The sequence below is a fragment of the Aquamicrobium sp. NLF2-7 genome, from assembly GCF_022359935.1.
Classification (GTDB): domain Bacteria; phylum Pseudomonadota; class Alphaproteobacteria; order Rhizobiales; family Rhizobiaceae; genus Mesorhizobium; species Mesorhizobium lusatiense.
The window spans coordinates 1,430,867-1,446,072 of the sequence record NZ_JAKSED010000001.1; the positions used below are offsets into that span (position 1 = coordinate 1,430,867).

The following is a 15,206-nucleotide window of genomic DNA, read 5'->3' on the forward strand; positions in this document are numbered from 1 at the left end:
CCATGAAAGCAGTTTCCGTCTCATCAGCCGCCATCTCCAATGCGATGCGCTATTCGCAGATGCGCATGCAGGTCGATCTGGTCAAAGCCCAGAAAGAGATGGACACCGGCAAGGTAGCCGATACCGGGCTGGCGCTGGGGGCCCGAAGCGCGCAGGCGGTGAATTTTCACCGCGACCTCGACCGGCTGAACGCGCTGGTCGATTCCAACGCCCTGGTGTCCGCCCGCCTCAAATCCACGCAGGATTCGCTGGGCCAGATCGTATCGGCAACGCAGAACCTCGTGAACGTGCTGACCGTGGCCGTCGCCGGCGATGCATCCGACAGCGTGACATCGAAGAGCGGCAGCACCACGCTGCAATCGCTGTCCACATTGCTGAACGCCAGCATGAATGGCGAATATCTGTTTGCCGGCACCAACACCGACGTTCGTCCCCTCGACGACTACACGTCATCCTCCTCGCCGGCCAAAGCCGCATTCGATGCCGCCTTCCTCAGCCATTTCGGATTCACCAAGGACGATCCCGCCGCCGCCGGCATTTCCGCCGCCGATATCGAAACATTCATGACCAGCGTGGTGGAACCGCAGTTTATGGGTGCGGGCTGGGAAGCGAACTGGTCGAGCGCGACGGATCAGGCGATCGTCAGCCGCATAGCCCTGAACGAGACCACGCAGACCTCGGTGAGCGCGAACAACGAGGGTCTGCGCAAGGTTGCCATGGCCGCGACGCTCGCCTTCGAGGCTTTCTCGGGCAACCTGTCGCAGGAAGCCAAAATGGCCGTCGCCACGCGCGCGCAGGCGCTTGCCGGCGAAGCGATTGCCGATCTCGGGCAATTGCAATCGCAGACCGGCATCATCCAGAACCGCGTATCGGATGCCAGCACCCGCATCAACACCCAGATCGATCTGTTCGAGAAGCACATCATCGCACTGGAGGGCATAGACCCGTACGAGGCCGCCAACCGCGTCAACGATCTGATGAGCCATATCCAGACATCCTTCGCGCTGACGGCGCGCATCAACCAGCTCAGCCTGCTGAACTACCTCACCTGACGGGGCGAATTCGCGATGTATCAATTCTCCTACGCCGACATTCAGACCGACTCGGTGGCCGATGCCAAAGACCGCGAGCGCCAGCTGCTCAGCCGGTCGATCGACATGCTGACGGCCGCAGCCGCGGCCGGCGCGGAATCGCGCGAAGCCGTGGAGGCGCTGCATTTCACCGCACGTATCTGGGCGACGCTGCTTGAGGATCTCGGCTCCGGCGAAAATGCCCTGCCGAAGGAACTGCGCGCCAATCTCATCTCGATCGGCATGTGGGTGCTGCGCGAGGCCGAGGACATCAGGCAGGGCCGCACCAGCGATTTTCAGGGCATTATCGAGATCTCCCAGATCATCCGGGATGGCATCCAATGAAAAGCACGCTCAAGCTGTCCCTGAAGGCGAATGAGAAGCTCTACATCAATGGCGCGGTGATCCGCCCTGACCGCAAGGTCTCCATCGAGATCATGAACGATGCTCAGTTCCTGCTGGAAAACCACGTGCTTCAGCCGGAAGACGCCAGCACGCCCCTGCGCCAGATCTATTTCATTCTTCAGGTCATGCTGATGAACCCGCAAGGTGCCCCCGACGCGCGTGACATGTTCCGCAAGTCGCTGCCGCTTCTGCTGGCCAGTTTCGGGGACGAGCACATCCTGGCCCACCTCAAGCAGGTCGACCGTATGGTCGCAGAAGGCGACGTCTACGGCGCGCTGAAAACCATACGCTCACTCTATCCGGCCGAGCAGGCCGCCCTGCAGGGCGGCAATGACCGGGAAAAACTGCGGGATTTCGAACCGCTGGCCATGGGAGCACGCTGACCATGAACGTCGATATGACCACATCAATTCCTGCCGGCGCCAACCAGTCGTCCTCGGCCCGGTCCAAGGCCATGGTGGACTACAACTCGTTCCTGAAGCTGCTCATCGCGCAGATGAAGAATCAGGACCCGACGCAGCCGATGGATTCCACCCAGTATGTGGCCCAGCTCGCCACCTTCTCGCAGGTCGAGCAATCCATGCAGGCCAACACCAAGCTGGACCAGATCCTGCAGGCGTCGAGCCTGTCGCAGGCGACCAGCCTGATCGGGCATTCCATCAGTTCGCTTGATGGTGAGGTTTCCGGCATCGTCAAGGAAGTGCGCCTCTTCAGCGACGGCATGGTGGCCGTTCTGGAATCCGGAGAGCAGGTTCTGGTCGGTCCCGGCATCAGCATCACGGCGCCGCCGGCAGGCGATACCGATCCGGCCACGACCTGAACGGATCGCCCTCATGACGGGGCTTTTGCCATGAACGAAGCCGATGCGCTCGACATCATGCAATATGCGGTGTGGACGGTGCTTGTCGCCTCCGCGCCCGTGGTGCTTGTGGCCATGGTCGTCGGCATCGGCATCGCGCTCGTGCAGGCCCTGACCCAGATTCAGGAAATCACCCTGACCTTCGTGCCCAAGATCGTGGCGATCATGCTTGTGGTGGCGCTCTCGGGACCCTTCGTCGGCAGCCAGATTTCGGCCTTTGCCAACGTCATTTTCGAACGCGTCGAGAACGGCTTCTAGAGCCTTTCCGGGAAAGACGCGAAAGCAGCTTCTTTGCGTTCGGATTCTCGTCCGAACCTTCTGTGCCAGTTCGCTCTCCGGAACCGGTCCACGCATGGCGAGACTGGACACGGCGGCGCGACGCGCCCATGTTAGAAACATACTTCTCCGAAACGATTTGCGCCCAATATATTCGGCCATGGGCAACCCGGATTTTGAAAAGGTCCGCCTCACGGCGGAACGTAACGAGTGATCGACGACGAACACGACACCCACCGAAGCTCCACTCTCGCCCCTTTCAGGCACGGAATATTCCGTGCGGTATGGACAGCAAGCCTCGCCTCCAATTTCGGCGGCCTGATCCAGAGCGTGGGCGCCGCGTGGCTGATGACCTCGATCACCACCTCGTCGGATATGGTGGCCCTTGTTCAGGCTTCCACGGCGCTGCCGATCATGCTGTTTTCCCTGGCCTGCGGTGCGATCGCCGACAGCTTCGACCGGCGCAGGGTCATGCTGGTGGCGCAGAGCTTCATGCTCATCGTCTCCGTTCTGCTCACCATCTTCGCCTATAAGGGCCTCATCACGCCGTGGCTGTTGTTGTCCTTCACCTTCCTGATCGGTTGCGGCACGGCTCTGAACAACCCGTCATGGCAGGCCTCGGTGGGCGATATGGTGCCGCGCGAAGACCTGCCGGCAGCGGTGGCCCTGAACTCCATGGGCTTCAACCTCACCCGCTCGGTCGGTCCCGCCATCGGCGGCATCATCGTCGCCGCGGCCGGTGCCGCGGCGGCCTTCGCCGTCAATGCCGCAAGCTACATCGCCCTGCTGACTGTCCTTGCCCGCTGGAAGCCGAACCTGCCCGCCTCCAAGCTGCCGCGCGAGACGCTGGGGGCCGCGATGGGAGCGGGCATCCGCTATGTCGCCATGTCGCCCAATATCGGCAAGGTGCTGCTGCGCTCCTCCACCTTCGGCTTTACCAGCGGTTCCATTCTCGCCCTCCTGCCGCTGGTCGCGCGCGATCTGGTGCAGGGAGGGCCGCTTACCTTCGGCATCATGCTGGGCGCATTCGGACTTGGCGCCGTCGGCGGCGCGCTGATCAGCGGTCGCCTGCGCCAGATGCTGTCGAGCGAGGTGATGGTGCGTTGCGCTTTCGTCGGCTTCGCCATCTGCGCGCTCACCGCAGCACTCAGCTCCTATGCCTGGCTGACCGCCTCCGGCCTGCTGATCGGCGGCGCCTGCTGGGTGCTGGCGCTGTCGCATTTCAACGTGACGGTGCAGATGTCGACCCCGCGCTGGGTGGTCGGTCGCGCCCTCTCCATCTACCAGATGGCCACTTTCGGCGGCATCGCGCTGGGAAGCTGGATCTGGGGCGTGGTCGCCGAAACGCATGGCGTGGAGACGGCCCTGATTGCGTCATCGCTGACCATGCTCGCCGGCGGCGCCATCGGCTTTGCCGTGCCCCTGCCGCAACTGACCACCATGAACCTCGATCCGCTCAACCGCTGGACCGAGCCGCTGCTGTCCCTCGACCTGAAGCCGCGCAGCGGCCCCATCGCCATCATGATCGAATATGTCATTCAGGAGCAGGATCTGCCGGAGTTCATCGAGCTGATGGCCGAGCGCGGGCGCATCCGCCGCCGCGACGGCGCACGCAACTGGACGCTGGCGCGCGATCTCGAAAATCCCGACATCTGGATGGAAAGCTACCATACGCCGACTTGGCTGGAATATGTGCGCCACAACACTCGCGCCACCTTCGCCGATGCCGCGATTTCGGAACGTATCCGCGCCCTGCACAGCGGCACGGAAAGGCCACGCGTGCGCCGCCTGATCGAGCGGCAGACCAGCGCCCAGCAGGCCATCGTCACGCCGAAGGGGCCGATCGACCTGCACTGACCCTGCGCCCCACCCTCGCGCAAGTTTGAGCGGCTAGTTTCACAGAGAACTTGCGCAAGGGTGGCAACGGCAGACCATGGCGATCAGCGAAACCATTTCGACGGGGAGCACGGCCCGCAACGGGCGCGATGTCTTCTTCGCGCTCGGCATCGTCATCATTCTGGCAGTGCTGTTCCTGCCCATCCCGGCCTTCCTCATCGACATCGGCCTCGCCTTCTCGATTGCCCTGTCGGTGCTGATCCTCATGGTTGCGCTGTGGATCCAGCGCCCGCTCGACTTCTCGTCCTTCCCCACCATCCTGCTGATCGCGACGATGCTGCGCCTGTCGCTCAACATCGCCACCACCCGCGTCATCCTCTCGCATGGCAATGAGGGCACCAACGCGGCGGGCCATGTGATCAGCGGCTTTTCGAAACTCGTCATGTCGAGCGATTTCGTCATCGGCCTGATCGTCTTCCTGATCCTGATCGTGGTGAACTTCATCGTCATCACCAAGGGCGCCACCCGCATCGCCGAGGTGGGTGCGCGCTTCACCCTCGACGCCATCCCCGGCAAGCAGATGTCGATCGACGCCGACCTTTCCGCCGGCACCATCGACGACAAGACGGCACAGCTGCGCCGGCGCGAACTGGAGGAGGAATCGTCCTTCTTCGGCTCCATGGATGGTGCTTCCAAATTTGTGCGTGGCGATGCCATCGCCGGCCTCATCATCACCGCCATCAACATCGTCGGCGGCATCGCCATCGGCTATCTGCGCCACGGCATGAGCATGGGCGAGGCAGCCGACGTCTTCATCAAGCTCTCGGTCGGCGACGGCCTCGTCACCCAGATTCCGGCGCTGATCGTCTCGCTGGCCGCCGGCCTGCTGGTGTCCAAGGGCGGCACGCGCGGCTCCGCCAACCAGGCCGTGTTCGGCCAGCTCGGCGCGCACCCGCGCGCGCTTTACGTTGCTGCATCGCTGCTTGCCCTGCTCGGCATCATGCCCGGCCTGCCGCTGTTTCCCTTCATGGTTCTGGCCGGCGCCATGGCTGGTCTGGGCTATGTGATCCCGATGCGCCAGAAGCGCGAGATGGCCGCCGAAGATGCTGCCCGCAAGAGCGAGGAAGCCGCCAAGGCCGACGAGGAAAAGAACTCGGTCAAGGCTTCTCTTGCCACCGCCGAGATCGAACTTCTGGTCGGCAAGCAGCTTTCGACGCGGCTGCTGACCTCGCACCAGGAACTCGCCTTCCGCATGGGTAAGATGCGCAAGAAATTCGCCACCCAGTATGGTTTCGTCGTTCCTGAAATCCGGCTCACAGACGATTTCGCCATCCCCCCGAAAAGCTACCAGATCAAGATCCACGGCACTGTCGTGGCCGAATACGAAACCCGTGTCGGCGAGATCATGGTGCTGCTCGGCAATCGCGACCTTCCCGAAATTCCGGGCGAGGAAGTGAAGGAGCCGGCCTTCGGAATGCGCGCCTATTCGGTGCTGGAAACCTTCGCCGAGGACCTCAAGCGCGAGCAGTTCGCCTTCGCCGACAACATGTCGGTCCTGCTCACCCATCTGTCCGAAGTCATCCGCAACAACCTGCCGCAGCTTCTGTCCTACAAGGACATGAAGGCGCTTCTGGAGCGGCAGGACCCCGAATACCGCAAGCTCGCCGACGAGATCTGCACCACGCACATCTCCTATCCGGGCCTGCAGGCGGTGCTGAAGCTTTTGCTGGCCGAGCGCGTGTCGATCCGCAACCTGCACCTCATCATCGAGGCCATCGCCGAGATCGCGCCGCATGTGCGCCGCACCGAACAGATCGTCGAGCATGTGCGCATCCGCATGGCGCAGCAGATCTGCGGCGACCTCACCGAAGGCGGCGTGCTGAAAGTGCTGCGTCTCGGCAATCGCTGGGACCTCGCCTTTCACCAGAGCCTCAAGCGCGATGCCAAGGGCGAGATCCGCGAGTTCGACATCGACCCGCGCCAGCTCGAAGAATTCGGACAGGACGCCACCAAGGCGATCCGCAAGCATCTGGAAGCCGGCGAGCGCTTCGTTCTCGTCACCGCGCCGGATGCGCGCCCCTATGTGCGCATGATCATCGAACGCCTGTTCCCGACCCTGCCTGTGCTCAGCCATGTCGAGATCGCCCGAGGCGTCGAGATCAGGGTGCTTGGAACCATATCGTGACGGCTCTGGCCGAGAGCACCATTCTGGCGGGCTTTCTCGCCTTTTGCCGCATCGGCGCCTGCATGATGCTGATGCCCGGCCTTTCGAGCGTGCGTGTGCCGGTGCAGGTGCGCCTGTTCACGGCGATCGCCGTCACCATGGCGCTGCTCGCCTTCCTGTGGGATCGCATCTATCCCTTTGTCGATGCCCGCCCTTCCGTGCTGGCGCCGATGATCGTCTCCGAACTGCTTATCGGCGGGCTGATCGGCGCACTGACCCGCCTCTACATGGAAGCCATGCGCTTCATCGGCACCGCCATCGCCATGCTGATGGGCTTCAACAGCATGGGCGGCACGGCCATCGAGGAACCCGACCCGCAGGGGCCGCTCGCCGCGCTCATCTCGCTGTCGGCCCTGCTGCTGCTGTTCGTGTTCGATTTCCATCTGGAAATAGTCCGCGCACTCGTCGCCTCCTATTCGATCGCGCCGGTGAACGTCTTCTTCAACCCGCAATCGGCATTGGTCGACGTGGCCGACACGGTTTCGGAGAGCTTCTTTCTGGTGCTGCGGCTGGGCAGTCCCTTCATCGCCTATGCCATTCTGGTTAACCTCACCATCGGCTTCGTCAACAAGCTGACCCCGCAGATCCCGATCTACTTCATATCGCTCCCCTTCGTAGTCGCCGGCGGGCTGATCCTGTTCTACTTCGCCTTCTCGACCATGCTGTCCCTGTTCGCCGACGGGTTCCTCGGCATGACCCTTGCAAGGTAACGCGCATGGCCCCGCGCACCCAGCGCCTGAAAAAACTCGTCAAGGTGCAGGAACAACTCACCGCTTTGCACGAAATGCGCCATGCCATGCATCTGGCAGCGTCGGCAGCGGCGAAGCGGGACGCAGAAGAGCTTGCGGCCGGCTTCGATGCGCCCGGCTCGCTCTCCGCTCTCTTTCCCGAAGTGTACAACCGCAGGATTTCCGACGCGCTGGCGCGGGCCGATGCGGAGCGTGAGAAGGCGAGCGCCGAGGCAGCGCAGCTTGCCTCGGCCACCGCCCGCACCAACATCGTGGAGCGCGCCCACCGGCAGGCGCAGCGGGCCGATGAGCGCCACATGGAAGAGCGCACGCTGCTCGATCTCATCGAACAGCGCCAGACCCGCGGCTGAACGAACGGCACGTCAGCCTGCGGCAAGGTTTCGGCGTCATGATCTTTTGCAGGAAAACCGGTGGAAGGCTCTTTTCTTGGCGATCTCTCCCCCCAGCGACATAGTGCTCGATGTGGCGCGGGCGGCCGACACGGCCGACATCCGCAAGGCCCATGCCGAACTGCTCAGCCGCGCCGGCGAAAGCGACACGCCGTTCGAGGTCGCAGGTGTCCGGAATGCCCGCGCCTCCCGGCCTGCCGACGGAGCGGACAGCTTCAGGCGGTTCGAGGCCATGGTCCTGCAGACTTTCATCCAGAACATGCTGCCGAAAGATGCCGAGGGCATTTTCGGCAAAGGTCTGGCCGGCGACATGTGGAAGGCGCGCATGTCAGAAAATATTGCAGACGTCGTGGCCGCGCGCGGCGGCATCGGCATCGCCCAGACCCTGGCGTCGGCCCATTATATGGCCGCCGGTCAGGCCGATGCGACAGGCACGGCTTCGGCAAACCCGCGCAAGGCCGAGCTGGACGCGCAGCTCAGCATGTCGTCATCGCTTGTCCACCAGCTTCAGCTGAGGGTCATGCGCTCGCTTGGCGACAACAGCCCAACCCAGACAGAGTCCCGCAGCAAGTAAGGCAGGGTCATGAACGAGTATTCCGAATTTAGCCCCGGCCTTCCCCGCCCGTCGGACATGGGTGCCGCGGGCGCCGCACCCGGCAGCCTCGCCGCCATAATCGGCCGCATCGAGGAAGCAGTCGAGGCCGAGACGCAAGCCATCCGCTCCGATCCCGCATTCGACATCAAGGCATCCAACGCCCGCAAGAGCCGTTACCTCTATGAGCTGAACCGGGCGATGAAAGCCGGCCGGCCCGAAACCATGGCCGAGCATCGCGACGGGCTCCTGCGATTGCGCCAGAAGCTGGCGCGCAACGAGGCCGCCATTCTGGCGCATCTCAATGCCGTGACCGAGGTGGCGAACCTGTTGAAGGACGCGATCCAGCACGCGGAAGCCGACGGCACCTATTCCGCCGGCCAGTTCGGCTGGGCGCAATCATGACGAGGCTTGCCATGCGAACGGGGCTTGCCGTGCTGCCATGATAAAGTTCGTCGTCTCGGCCTTGTGGATCAGCACAGCAACGGTGGGGGCTGTCTTCTACGCGTTTCAGGCCTCCGGCAAGAGCGACGATGCGGCGCCCGCCCCCGCAATGTTCGGCGGTCTCGACTATGTGAAGACCGACATCATCACCGTACCGGTGGTGCGCGACGCGAAGGTCGACGGCTATTTCATCGCGCGGCTGGTCTTCACCGTCGAACCGGCCCGTCTGAACAAGCTCTCCGTGCCGGCGCCGGCCCTGATCACCGATGAGGTCTATTCCTACCTCTACTCAACGCCCCAGCTCGATTTCACCGGCCAGGCTCCAATTAACATCGACAAGTTCCGCAACGGCGTACGCGAGGCCATCAATGCCCGCGTCGGTGAAAAGCTCATTCATGAGGTACTGGTAGAGCAGGTGGATTTCCTGACCAAGGACGAAATCCGTAACCATCCCAACCGCCGCCGCAAACCCGCCGCACAGACCAACCCGGCACCGGAAGCCGCCCCATAAGATACGGCGCGGAGAAACCGTCGAAATCACGTTGACGTAAACGTCAATTTTGACCTATAAAACCTGCAAACGGCGCGGGTCTTCCGCACCGTATGGAGGCTTGGCACAGTCCGGGCAAACGCAACAGCGCACAGGCGCAAAATCACGGGAAGAGAATCATGGGCGTTCAGGACATCGCGGACAAGCTGAAGTCTCAGGTCGAGAGCGCCGGCTTTAACCGGTCGGTGAAGTTCGATACCGGAAGCGATGGCGTCATCCTCATCGACGGCACCAGCATCTCCACCACCGACGGCCCGGCCGACTGCACCATCAAGCTCTCGCTCGACGATCTGGAATCGCTGCTGGCCGGCGATCTGAACCCGACCATGGCCTTCATGAGCGGCAAGCTGAAGATAGAGGGCGACATGTCGATCGCCATGCAGCTCAGCCAGTTGATCGGCTGATCGGTCAGCACGGCCAACACCCCGGCCCGCAACAGGCTGCGGATAAACAGAAGGCCCCGTTCAACCGGGGCCTTCTTTGCTTTCAAGCCGATATGGCAGGGCGTTTGCCCGCGCCTTTCAGTTCAGCCTGCCTTGCGCAGACCGGAGGCTTCGCGCGCCAGTTCCTCTATGCGGCCCCAGTCTTCCTTTTCGACCAGATCGTCGGGCGCCACCCACGAGCCGCCGACGCAGATGACATTCGGCAGACCGAGATAGGTGGAGGCATTGGCGGGGCTGACGCCGCCTGTCGGACAGAAGCGCACATCGGCGATCGGCGCGGCCAGCGCCTTGATGAAGGCAGCGCCGCCCGCCTGCTCGGCCGGGAAGAATTTCAGGAAGTTCAGGCCTGCCTGCCGGGCGGCCATGATCTCGCCCGGCGTGATCGCCCCGGGCAGGAACGGCACGTCGCTGTCGGCGGATGCCTTCAGCAGTTCCTTGGTGATGCCGGGGCTGACGATGAAGCGCGAGCCCGCATACACCGCCGCTTCATACTGGGCGGGATCGAGAATGGTGCCGGCGCCGACGATCGCTTCCCCGACCTCGCCGGCCACGCGCCGGATGGCCTCGACCGCATCGTCGGTGCGCAGCGTGATCTCGATGGCCGGCAGCCCGCCTCGTGCCAGCGCGCGCGCGAGCGGCACTGCGCGTTTCGCATCCGCGATCCTGAGCACCGGGATGACGGGTTGGCCAGCGAGCAGGGCAATCAGCTTGTCGGACTTGTTCGGCATGGCAATCTTTCAGCAAAATCAGTAATTCAACCGATTTAGCATGACAGATTTGTCAAGTCTATGAAGCCATCGCCTCAGGACAGCCCGAACAGCCGGAAAAACCCCGCCTTGATGGCGGACCACCAGCCCGACGTCGGGCGCGCAATGGCCGTCTTCAGCGCCGCAAGCGTTTTTGGCCCGGCGATGCCGTCGGCTACCAGACCCTTCTCCTTCTGGAAGCGGCGCAGCGCAGCCTGTGTCGCCGACCCGAGAAGCCCATCAGCCGCAATGCCATAGCCGAGCGCGGCCAGATGCTGCTGCAATTCCCGGACGGCTTCGCCTTTCGAGCCGGCCTTCAGAACAGTGTTGGCATCAGTTGTGCCCGCGCCTCCCGCATGGTGTCGATAAGCGGCGGCGAGCTTCCTGTCATAGCCGTTCTTCGCGTAGCCGGGACCGTTGTAGCCGCGCGCGAAAGCCGGCCAGTCCTGCGCATTCAGCGCTGAAATCAGGCCCGCCTTGTCGATATAGCGTACCATCAGCCGGATCTGGCCGGCCGCGCCCGACCGCGCTTCGGCAACCAGTGCCTGCACATTGGGATATCCAAGCCACAGCCAGTGCGAACCCATCACCTGCCCGATCCCCCATGATGTCGATTCATAGGCGGCGCCGGCATCGATCTGCGTGGCCTTGCCGAGCAGCGCCCAGCGGGCGCTCTGGGTGGCGGGATTGGCCACAGCGCCCGCCTGCGGGGAGGCGAGCCCAAGCTCGCGGGCGCGCGCCTGTTTGCTGCCAGTTAGGCGGCGGTCGAAATAATGGCCTTCAAAGCGGATGAGCGGCTCGTTGCGCCCATGCACGACGGCGAAAAGACGTCCGCCGCTTTCCACTTCCATGACAGCCAAAAGGGCAGCCGGTGTGATGCCGGCCTGCCGTGCTGCGGCCTGTGCTTCGCGGATGACATCCTGGCTGAACATTGGCTTGCGCGCTCCCCTGTCGGTTCCCATTGGCAGGCCCGAGTTTCGGCGCGATTGGAACGGTGGGGATAAAAACGCGTCCGGAAAATGCCGGTTTCCCTTCCGCACACCGGAAAGCATTGGCGCTTTTTGCCTTATCATGAGCCGAGCGGAACATCTTGAATCCACGCGCGGTAAGCGCTAGGCCCTGCGCATGAACGAAACTCCAGATCCCAAAAGCTTCCGGGTCGCCGCGCTCTACCGCTTCTGCCGGCTGGACCGGTTCGAGGAGATGCGGGCGCCGCTGGCCGCCTTCTGCTGCGCGCGCGGCATCAAGGGCACGCTGCTGCTGGCCCGCGAAGGCATCAACGGCACCGTTGCCGGCACCACGGAAGCGATCGCCGAACTGGTCGAGCATCTGAATGCACAGCCCGAGCTGACCGGTTTCGACGTCAAATACAGCCACGCCGCCGAAATGCCGTTCCACCGCATGAAGGTGCGGCTGAAGCGCGAGATCGTGACCATGGGCGTGGAAGGCATCGACCCGCTGGAGAGCGTCGGCACCTATGTCGAGCCGGCGGAGTGGAACACGCTTATTTCCGACCCGGAAACCGTGGTCATCGACACCCGCAACGGCTACGAGGTGGCGCTCGGCACCTTCAGGCGCGCCCTCGATCCGCAGACCGACAGTTTTCGCGAGTTCCCGCAATGGGTGGACGAGCACCGCGGCGAACTGGAAAACCGCAAGATCGCCATGTTCTGCACCGGCGGCATCCGCTGCGAGAAGGCCACCGCCTTCGTGAAGTCGCTGGGTTTCGACGAGGTGTTCCACCTCAAGGGCGGCATCCTGAAATATCTGGAGGAAGTACCCGCCGAACAGAGCCTGTGGGAAGGCGAATGCTTCGTCTTCGACGAGCGCGTATCGGTTGCGCACGGGCTGGTGGAAGGCGAGGCTGAACTGTGCCGTGCCTGCCGCCATCCGCTGACGCCCGCCGAGCGGGCCTCGCCGAAATACAGCCCCGGCATTTCCTGCGAGTACTGCCACGACAGCCGCTCCGAGGAAGATCGCGCCCGCTATGCCGAGCGCCAGCGGCAGGTGGAACTGGCCGCCAGACGCGGCAGGGACCATATCGGAAGCTGACTGCCTCCCCCTTTCGCATAGGTGCTCCTTCCGTGTCATTGTAATGACAAGGTTGCCGCCCTACCTGTCTGCGACAGAAATCGCCCTATGGGCTTTAGCGGAGGTGCCGATGTTCGACCCCAAGAAGCTTCTCGACGACCTGCTCGGTTCGCAGATTCCCGGAACGACCGGAACCGTTCGGGACAAGGCCGGTCAGGCCGTGCAGATGGCCAAGGACAATCCTCTGGCCGCCGGCGCGCTCGCTGCCGTGCTTCTTGGCACTGGTCCCGGCCGCAAGGTCGGTGGTGCTGCGGTGAAGCTCGGCGGTCTGGCGGCCATTGGCGGCCTTGCCTACAAGGCCTACCAGAATTACCAGAACGGCAAGAAGCCGGACGAGGCCACACCCGCTGAAGAACAGGTTCTGCTGCCCCCGCCCGCCGATACCGAATTCCATCCGTCACAGGCCCCACAGGGCGAAGCCGAATTCGCCCTGACGCTGGTGCGCGCCATGATCGCCGCCGCCAGGGCCGATGGCAGGATCGACGATGAAGAGCGCCGCCGCATCGGCGAGAAGCTCAGCCTTTCGGGGCTCGATTCCGACGCGGAGAGCTTCCTCAGGGCAGAGCTCGAATCGCCGCTCGACCTCGACGCGCTGGTGGCGGCTGCCCGGACCGAGGCGCAGAAAGTGGAGCTCTATACGGCCTCGCGCCTTGCCGTCGAAGCCGACACCCGCGCCGAACGCGGCTATCTCGATCTGCTGGCCGGACGCCTTGGCCTTGCGGACCAGCTTGTCGATCACATCGAGGCCACGGTTGCCTCCTCGGGCGCGCCGCAACCGGCCCCGGTTCCCGGCTCGCCGTGGTGAGAACACAGCCGTTAACCAGTTGTTAGCCTTCAGGGCGCAGCATTTGAAACAGACGGACGCGTCTTCCTCCTCCCGGACGCTGTCTGCAAATTGGGGCGATCGCGAATGATCGCCCCTTTTGTATGCTTGCCTTGCGCCGCCGGTTCTGCGAACCCTCTGCCAGTCCTGAGGAGGAAGCATGGCAATCAAGGGAACAGCAATCGTAACGGGCGCCGGCTCCGGCATCGGCAAATGCGTGGCGCAGGCTTTGCTGCGTGACGGCTGGAACACGGTGTTCTGTGGCCGCCGCACCGAACCGCTGGAAGCGGCTATATCCGAAACGTCCGATACCGAGGCAAAAGGCCTTGCCGTTTCCTGCGACGTAAGCTCGCCAGAGCAGGTTGAAAACCTGTTTCGCACGGCGGTCGAAGCTTTCGGCCGCATCGATCTTCTGTTCAACAACGCCGGAATGGGCTGCAAGGCGGCCCCCATAGATGAAATCCCGGTCGAAAGCTGGCACGAGGTTCTCGGCGTCAATCTCAACGGGTCGTTCCTGTGCGCCCGCGCGGCCTTCGGCGCCATGCGCCGGCAGGAGCCCATGGGTGGCCGCATCATCAACAACGGCTCGATCTCAGCGCACGCGCCGCGTCCGGGCTCGGTTCCCTACACCACCACCAAGCACGCCATCACGGGGCTCACCAAAACGCTCGCCCTCGACGGCCGCCCCTTCGACATCGCCTGCGGCCAGATCGACATCGGCAATGCGCTGACCGAAATGGCCGCGCCGATGGCGGCGGGCATTCCGCAGGCCAATGGCAGCGTGGCGGTCGAGGCGGTGATGGATGTCCAGCGGGTGGCGGAAGCGGTCGTCTACATGGCCAGCCTGCCGCTCGATGCCAATGTGCTGTTCATGACGGTGATGGCAACCAAAATGCCGTTCGTCGGCAGAGGTTGACCTTCTCGCCCTGGAACAGGTCCCGGATCGCGCTGGTTCTTGCCTACCCCCGCATTTTCCTGTGAGCCTCACCGTAAAGAGGAAGGGAAGCAAGCATGGCAGACGATCTGAGCGACTGGCAGCCAAGACCGCGCCCCGGGCGCAAGGTTCTGGAAGGCCGCACGGTGCGGCTGGAGCCGCTGGAGGCCGCGCGCCACGGCGACGAACTGTTCGCGGCGTCTGCCGTCGCGGATGCCGGATCGCGCTTCGCCTGGCTGCCGGAACTGCCGCCTCAGGATCGCGCCGCCTTCCAGCCCTGGCTGGAGAAGGCCGAGGCCAGCCCCGATCCGCTTTTCTTCGCCGTCATCGACAAGGCGAGCGGTAAGGTTGCCGGCCGCCAGACACTGATGCGCATCGATGCGAACAACGGCGTGGCCGAGATCGGCAACATCTATTGGGGTCCGCTGGTTTCGCGCAAGCCAGCCGCCACCGAAGCGCAATTCCTGTTCGCCTCCTATGTCTTCGATGAACTCGGCTATCGCCGCTATGAATGGAAGTGCAACAATGCCAACGAACCCTCGAAACGCGCCGCCGAGCGTTTCGGCTTCACGTTCGAAGGTCTCTTCCGCCAGCACATGGTGGTGAAGGGCGCCAATCGCGACACGGCATGGTATTCGATCATCGACAAGGAGTGGCCGGCGCTGAAAAGCGCCTATATTTCCTGGCTGGACCCGTCCAATTTCGATGTGGACGGACAACAGATCCGGCGGCTGGAGGAATTCCGCGCCGTCACCTGAGCCTCGAAAGGCGGCGA

The 15,206-nt window shown here is 63.5% G+C and carries 19 protein-coding genes; 17 read left to right on the top strand and 2 right to left on the bottom strand.

What is annotated here, in order from left to right; all coding sequences use genetic code 11:
* Positions 1-2 precede the first annotated feature (2 nt).
* From MIC97_RS06975 to MIC97_RS07035, 13 genes are all read left to right on the top strand, one after another.
* Positions 3-1,052: a flagellar hook-associated family protein gene (locus MIC97_RS06975; RefSeq protein WP_239799423.1), complete on the top strand. Its 1,050-nt coding sequence runs from the start codon at positions 3-5 to the stop codon at positions 1,050-1,052.
* Between the two features lie 15 nt (positions 1,053-1,067).
* Entirely contained in the window at positions 1,068-1,415 is a 348-nt protein-coding gene (flaF, locus tag MIC97_RS06980; RefSeq protein WP_183831800.1) for a flagellar biosynthesis regulator FlaF, read from the top strand.
* The gene (flbT, locus tag MIC97_RS06985; RefSeq protein ID WP_239799424.1) at positions 1,412-1,858 is read left to right on the top strand and encodes a flagellar biosynthesis repressor FlbT; all 447 of its coding nucleotides are present in this window, start codon (positions 1,412-1,414) and stop codon (positions 1,856-1,858) included. Before flaF ends, flbT begins: the two co-directional genes overlap by 4 nt.
* A 2-nt stretch (positions 1,859-1,860) precedes the next feature.
* Positions 1,861-2,295, top strand: coding sequence for a flagellar hook assembly protein FlgD (gene flgD, locus MIC97_RS06990; RefSeq protein WP_239799425.1), 435 nt, complete (start codon positions 1,861-1,863; stop codon positions 2,293-2,295).
* 30 nt (positions 2,296-2,325) lie between these two features.
* Complete coding sequence (fliQ, locus tag MIC97_RS06995; protein WP_239799426.1) at positions 2,326-2,592, top strand: flagellar biosynthesis protein FliQ; 267 nt, start codon at positions 2,326-2,328, stop codon at positions 2,590-2,592.
* Between the two features lie 228 nt (positions 2,593-2,820).
* The gene (locus MIC97_RS07000) at positions 2,821-4,467 is read left to right on the top strand and encodes an MFS transporter (protein WP_239799427.1); all 1,647 of its coding nucleotides are present in this window, start codon (positions 2,821-2,823) and stop codon (positions 4,465-4,467) included.
* A gap of 76 nt (positions 4,468-4,543) precedes the next feature.
* On the top strand, positions 4,544-6,631 hold the full coding sequence (gene flhA, locus MIC97_RS07005; protein WP_239799428.1) for a flagellar biosynthesis protein FlhA: 2,088 nt from the start codon (positions 4,544-4,546) through the stop codon (positions 6,629-6,631).
* Entirely contained in the window at positions 6,628-7,380 is a 753-nt protein-coding gene (gene fliR / locus MIC97_RS07010; RefSeq protein ID WP_183831806.1) for a flagellar biosynthetic protein FliR, read from the top strand. The genes flhA and fliR overlap by 4 nt, the downstream gene beginning before the upstream one ends.
* 5 nt (positions 7,381-7,385) lie before the next feature.
* The gene (locus MIC97_RS07015; RefSeq protein WP_239799429.1) at positions 7,386-7,769 is read left to right on the top strand and encodes a hypothetical protein; all 384 of its coding nucleotides are present in this window, start codon (positions 7,386-7,388) and stop codon (positions 7,767-7,769) included.
* Positions 7,770-7,845: 76 nt separating this feature from the next.
* The gene (locus MIC97_RS07020; RefSeq protein ID WP_239799430.1) at positions 7,846-8,382 is read left to right on the top strand and encodes a rod-binding protein; all 537 of its coding nucleotides are present in this window, start codon (positions 7,846-7,848) and stop codon (positions 8,380-8,382) included.
* A 9-nt stretch (positions 8,383-8,391) separates the two neighbouring features.
* The gene (locus MIC97_RS07025) at positions 8,392-8,805 is read left to right on the top strand and encodes a hypothetical protein (RefSeq protein WP_239799431.1); all 414 of its coding nucleotides are present in this window, start codon (positions 8,392-8,394) and stop codon (positions 8,803-8,805) included.
* A gap of 37 nt (positions 8,806-8,842) precedes the next feature.
* Positions 8,843-9,355 carry a hypothetical protein gene (locus MIC97_RS07030; protein WP_239799432.1) on the top strand — a complete coding sequence of 171 codons (513 nt, stop codon included), beginning with the start codon at positions 8,843-8,845 and terminating at the stop codon, positions 9,353-9,355.
* A gap of 158 nt (positions 9,356-9,513) precedes the next feature.
* Positions 9,514-9,798 carry an SCP2 sterol-binding domain-containing protein gene (locus MIC97_RS07035; RefSeq protein WP_183831810.1) on the top strand — a complete coding sequence of 95 codons (285 nt, stop codon included), beginning with the start codon at positions 9,514-9,516 and terminating at the stop codon, positions 9,796-9,798.
* Between the two features lie 122 nt (positions 9,799-9,920).
* On the opposite strand, the gene MIC97_RS07040 is transcribed toward MIC97_RS07035, so the two are convergent.
* Complete coding sequence (locus MIC97_RS07040; protein WP_239799433.1) at positions 9,921-10,565, bottom strand: 2-dehydro-3-deoxy-phosphogluconate aldolase; 645 nt, start codon at positions 10,563-10,565, stop codon at positions 9,921-9,923.
* Between the two features lie 74 nt (positions 10,566-10,639).
* Positions 10,640-11,515 carry an N-acetylmuramidase domain-containing protein gene (locus MIC97_RS07045; protein WP_239799434.1) on the bottom strand — a complete coding sequence of 292 codons (876 nt, stop codon included), beginning with the start codon at positions 11,513-11,515 and terminating at the stop codon, positions 10,640-10,642.
* A gap of 193 nt (positions 11,516-11,708) precedes the next feature.
* On the opposite strand from MIC97_RS07045, the gene MIC97_RS07050 reads away from it, so the two are divergent.
* From MIC97_RS07050 to MIC97_RS07065, 4 genes are all read left to right on the top strand, one after another.
* Positions 11,709-12,635, top strand: coding sequence for a rhodanese-related sulfurtransferase (locus MIC97_RS07050; RefSeq protein ID WP_239799435.1), 927 nt, complete (start codon positions 11,709-11,711; stop codon positions 12,633-12,635).
* A gap of 109 nt (positions 12,636-12,744) precedes the next feature.
* Positions 12,745-13,479, top strand: a complete 735-nt coding sequence (locus tag MIC97_RS07055; RefSeq protein WP_239799436.1) for a tellurite resistance TerB family protein — start codon at positions 12,745-12,747, stop codon at positions 13,477-13,479.
* Positions 13,480-13,657: 178 nt separating this feature from the next.
* Complete coding sequence (locus tag MIC97_RS07060; protein ID WP_239799437.1) at positions 13,658-14,413, top strand: SDR family oxidoreductase; 756 nt, start codon at positions 13,658-13,660, stop codon at positions 14,411-14,413.
* Positions 14,414-14,508: 95 nt separating this feature from the next.
* Positions 14,509-15,189, top strand: a complete 681-nt coding sequence (locus MIC97_RS07065; protein ID WP_239799438.1) for a GNAT family protein — start codon at positions 14,509-14,511, stop codon at positions 15,187-15,189.
* The last annotated feature ends 17 nt before the right edge of the window (positions 15,190-15,206 follow it).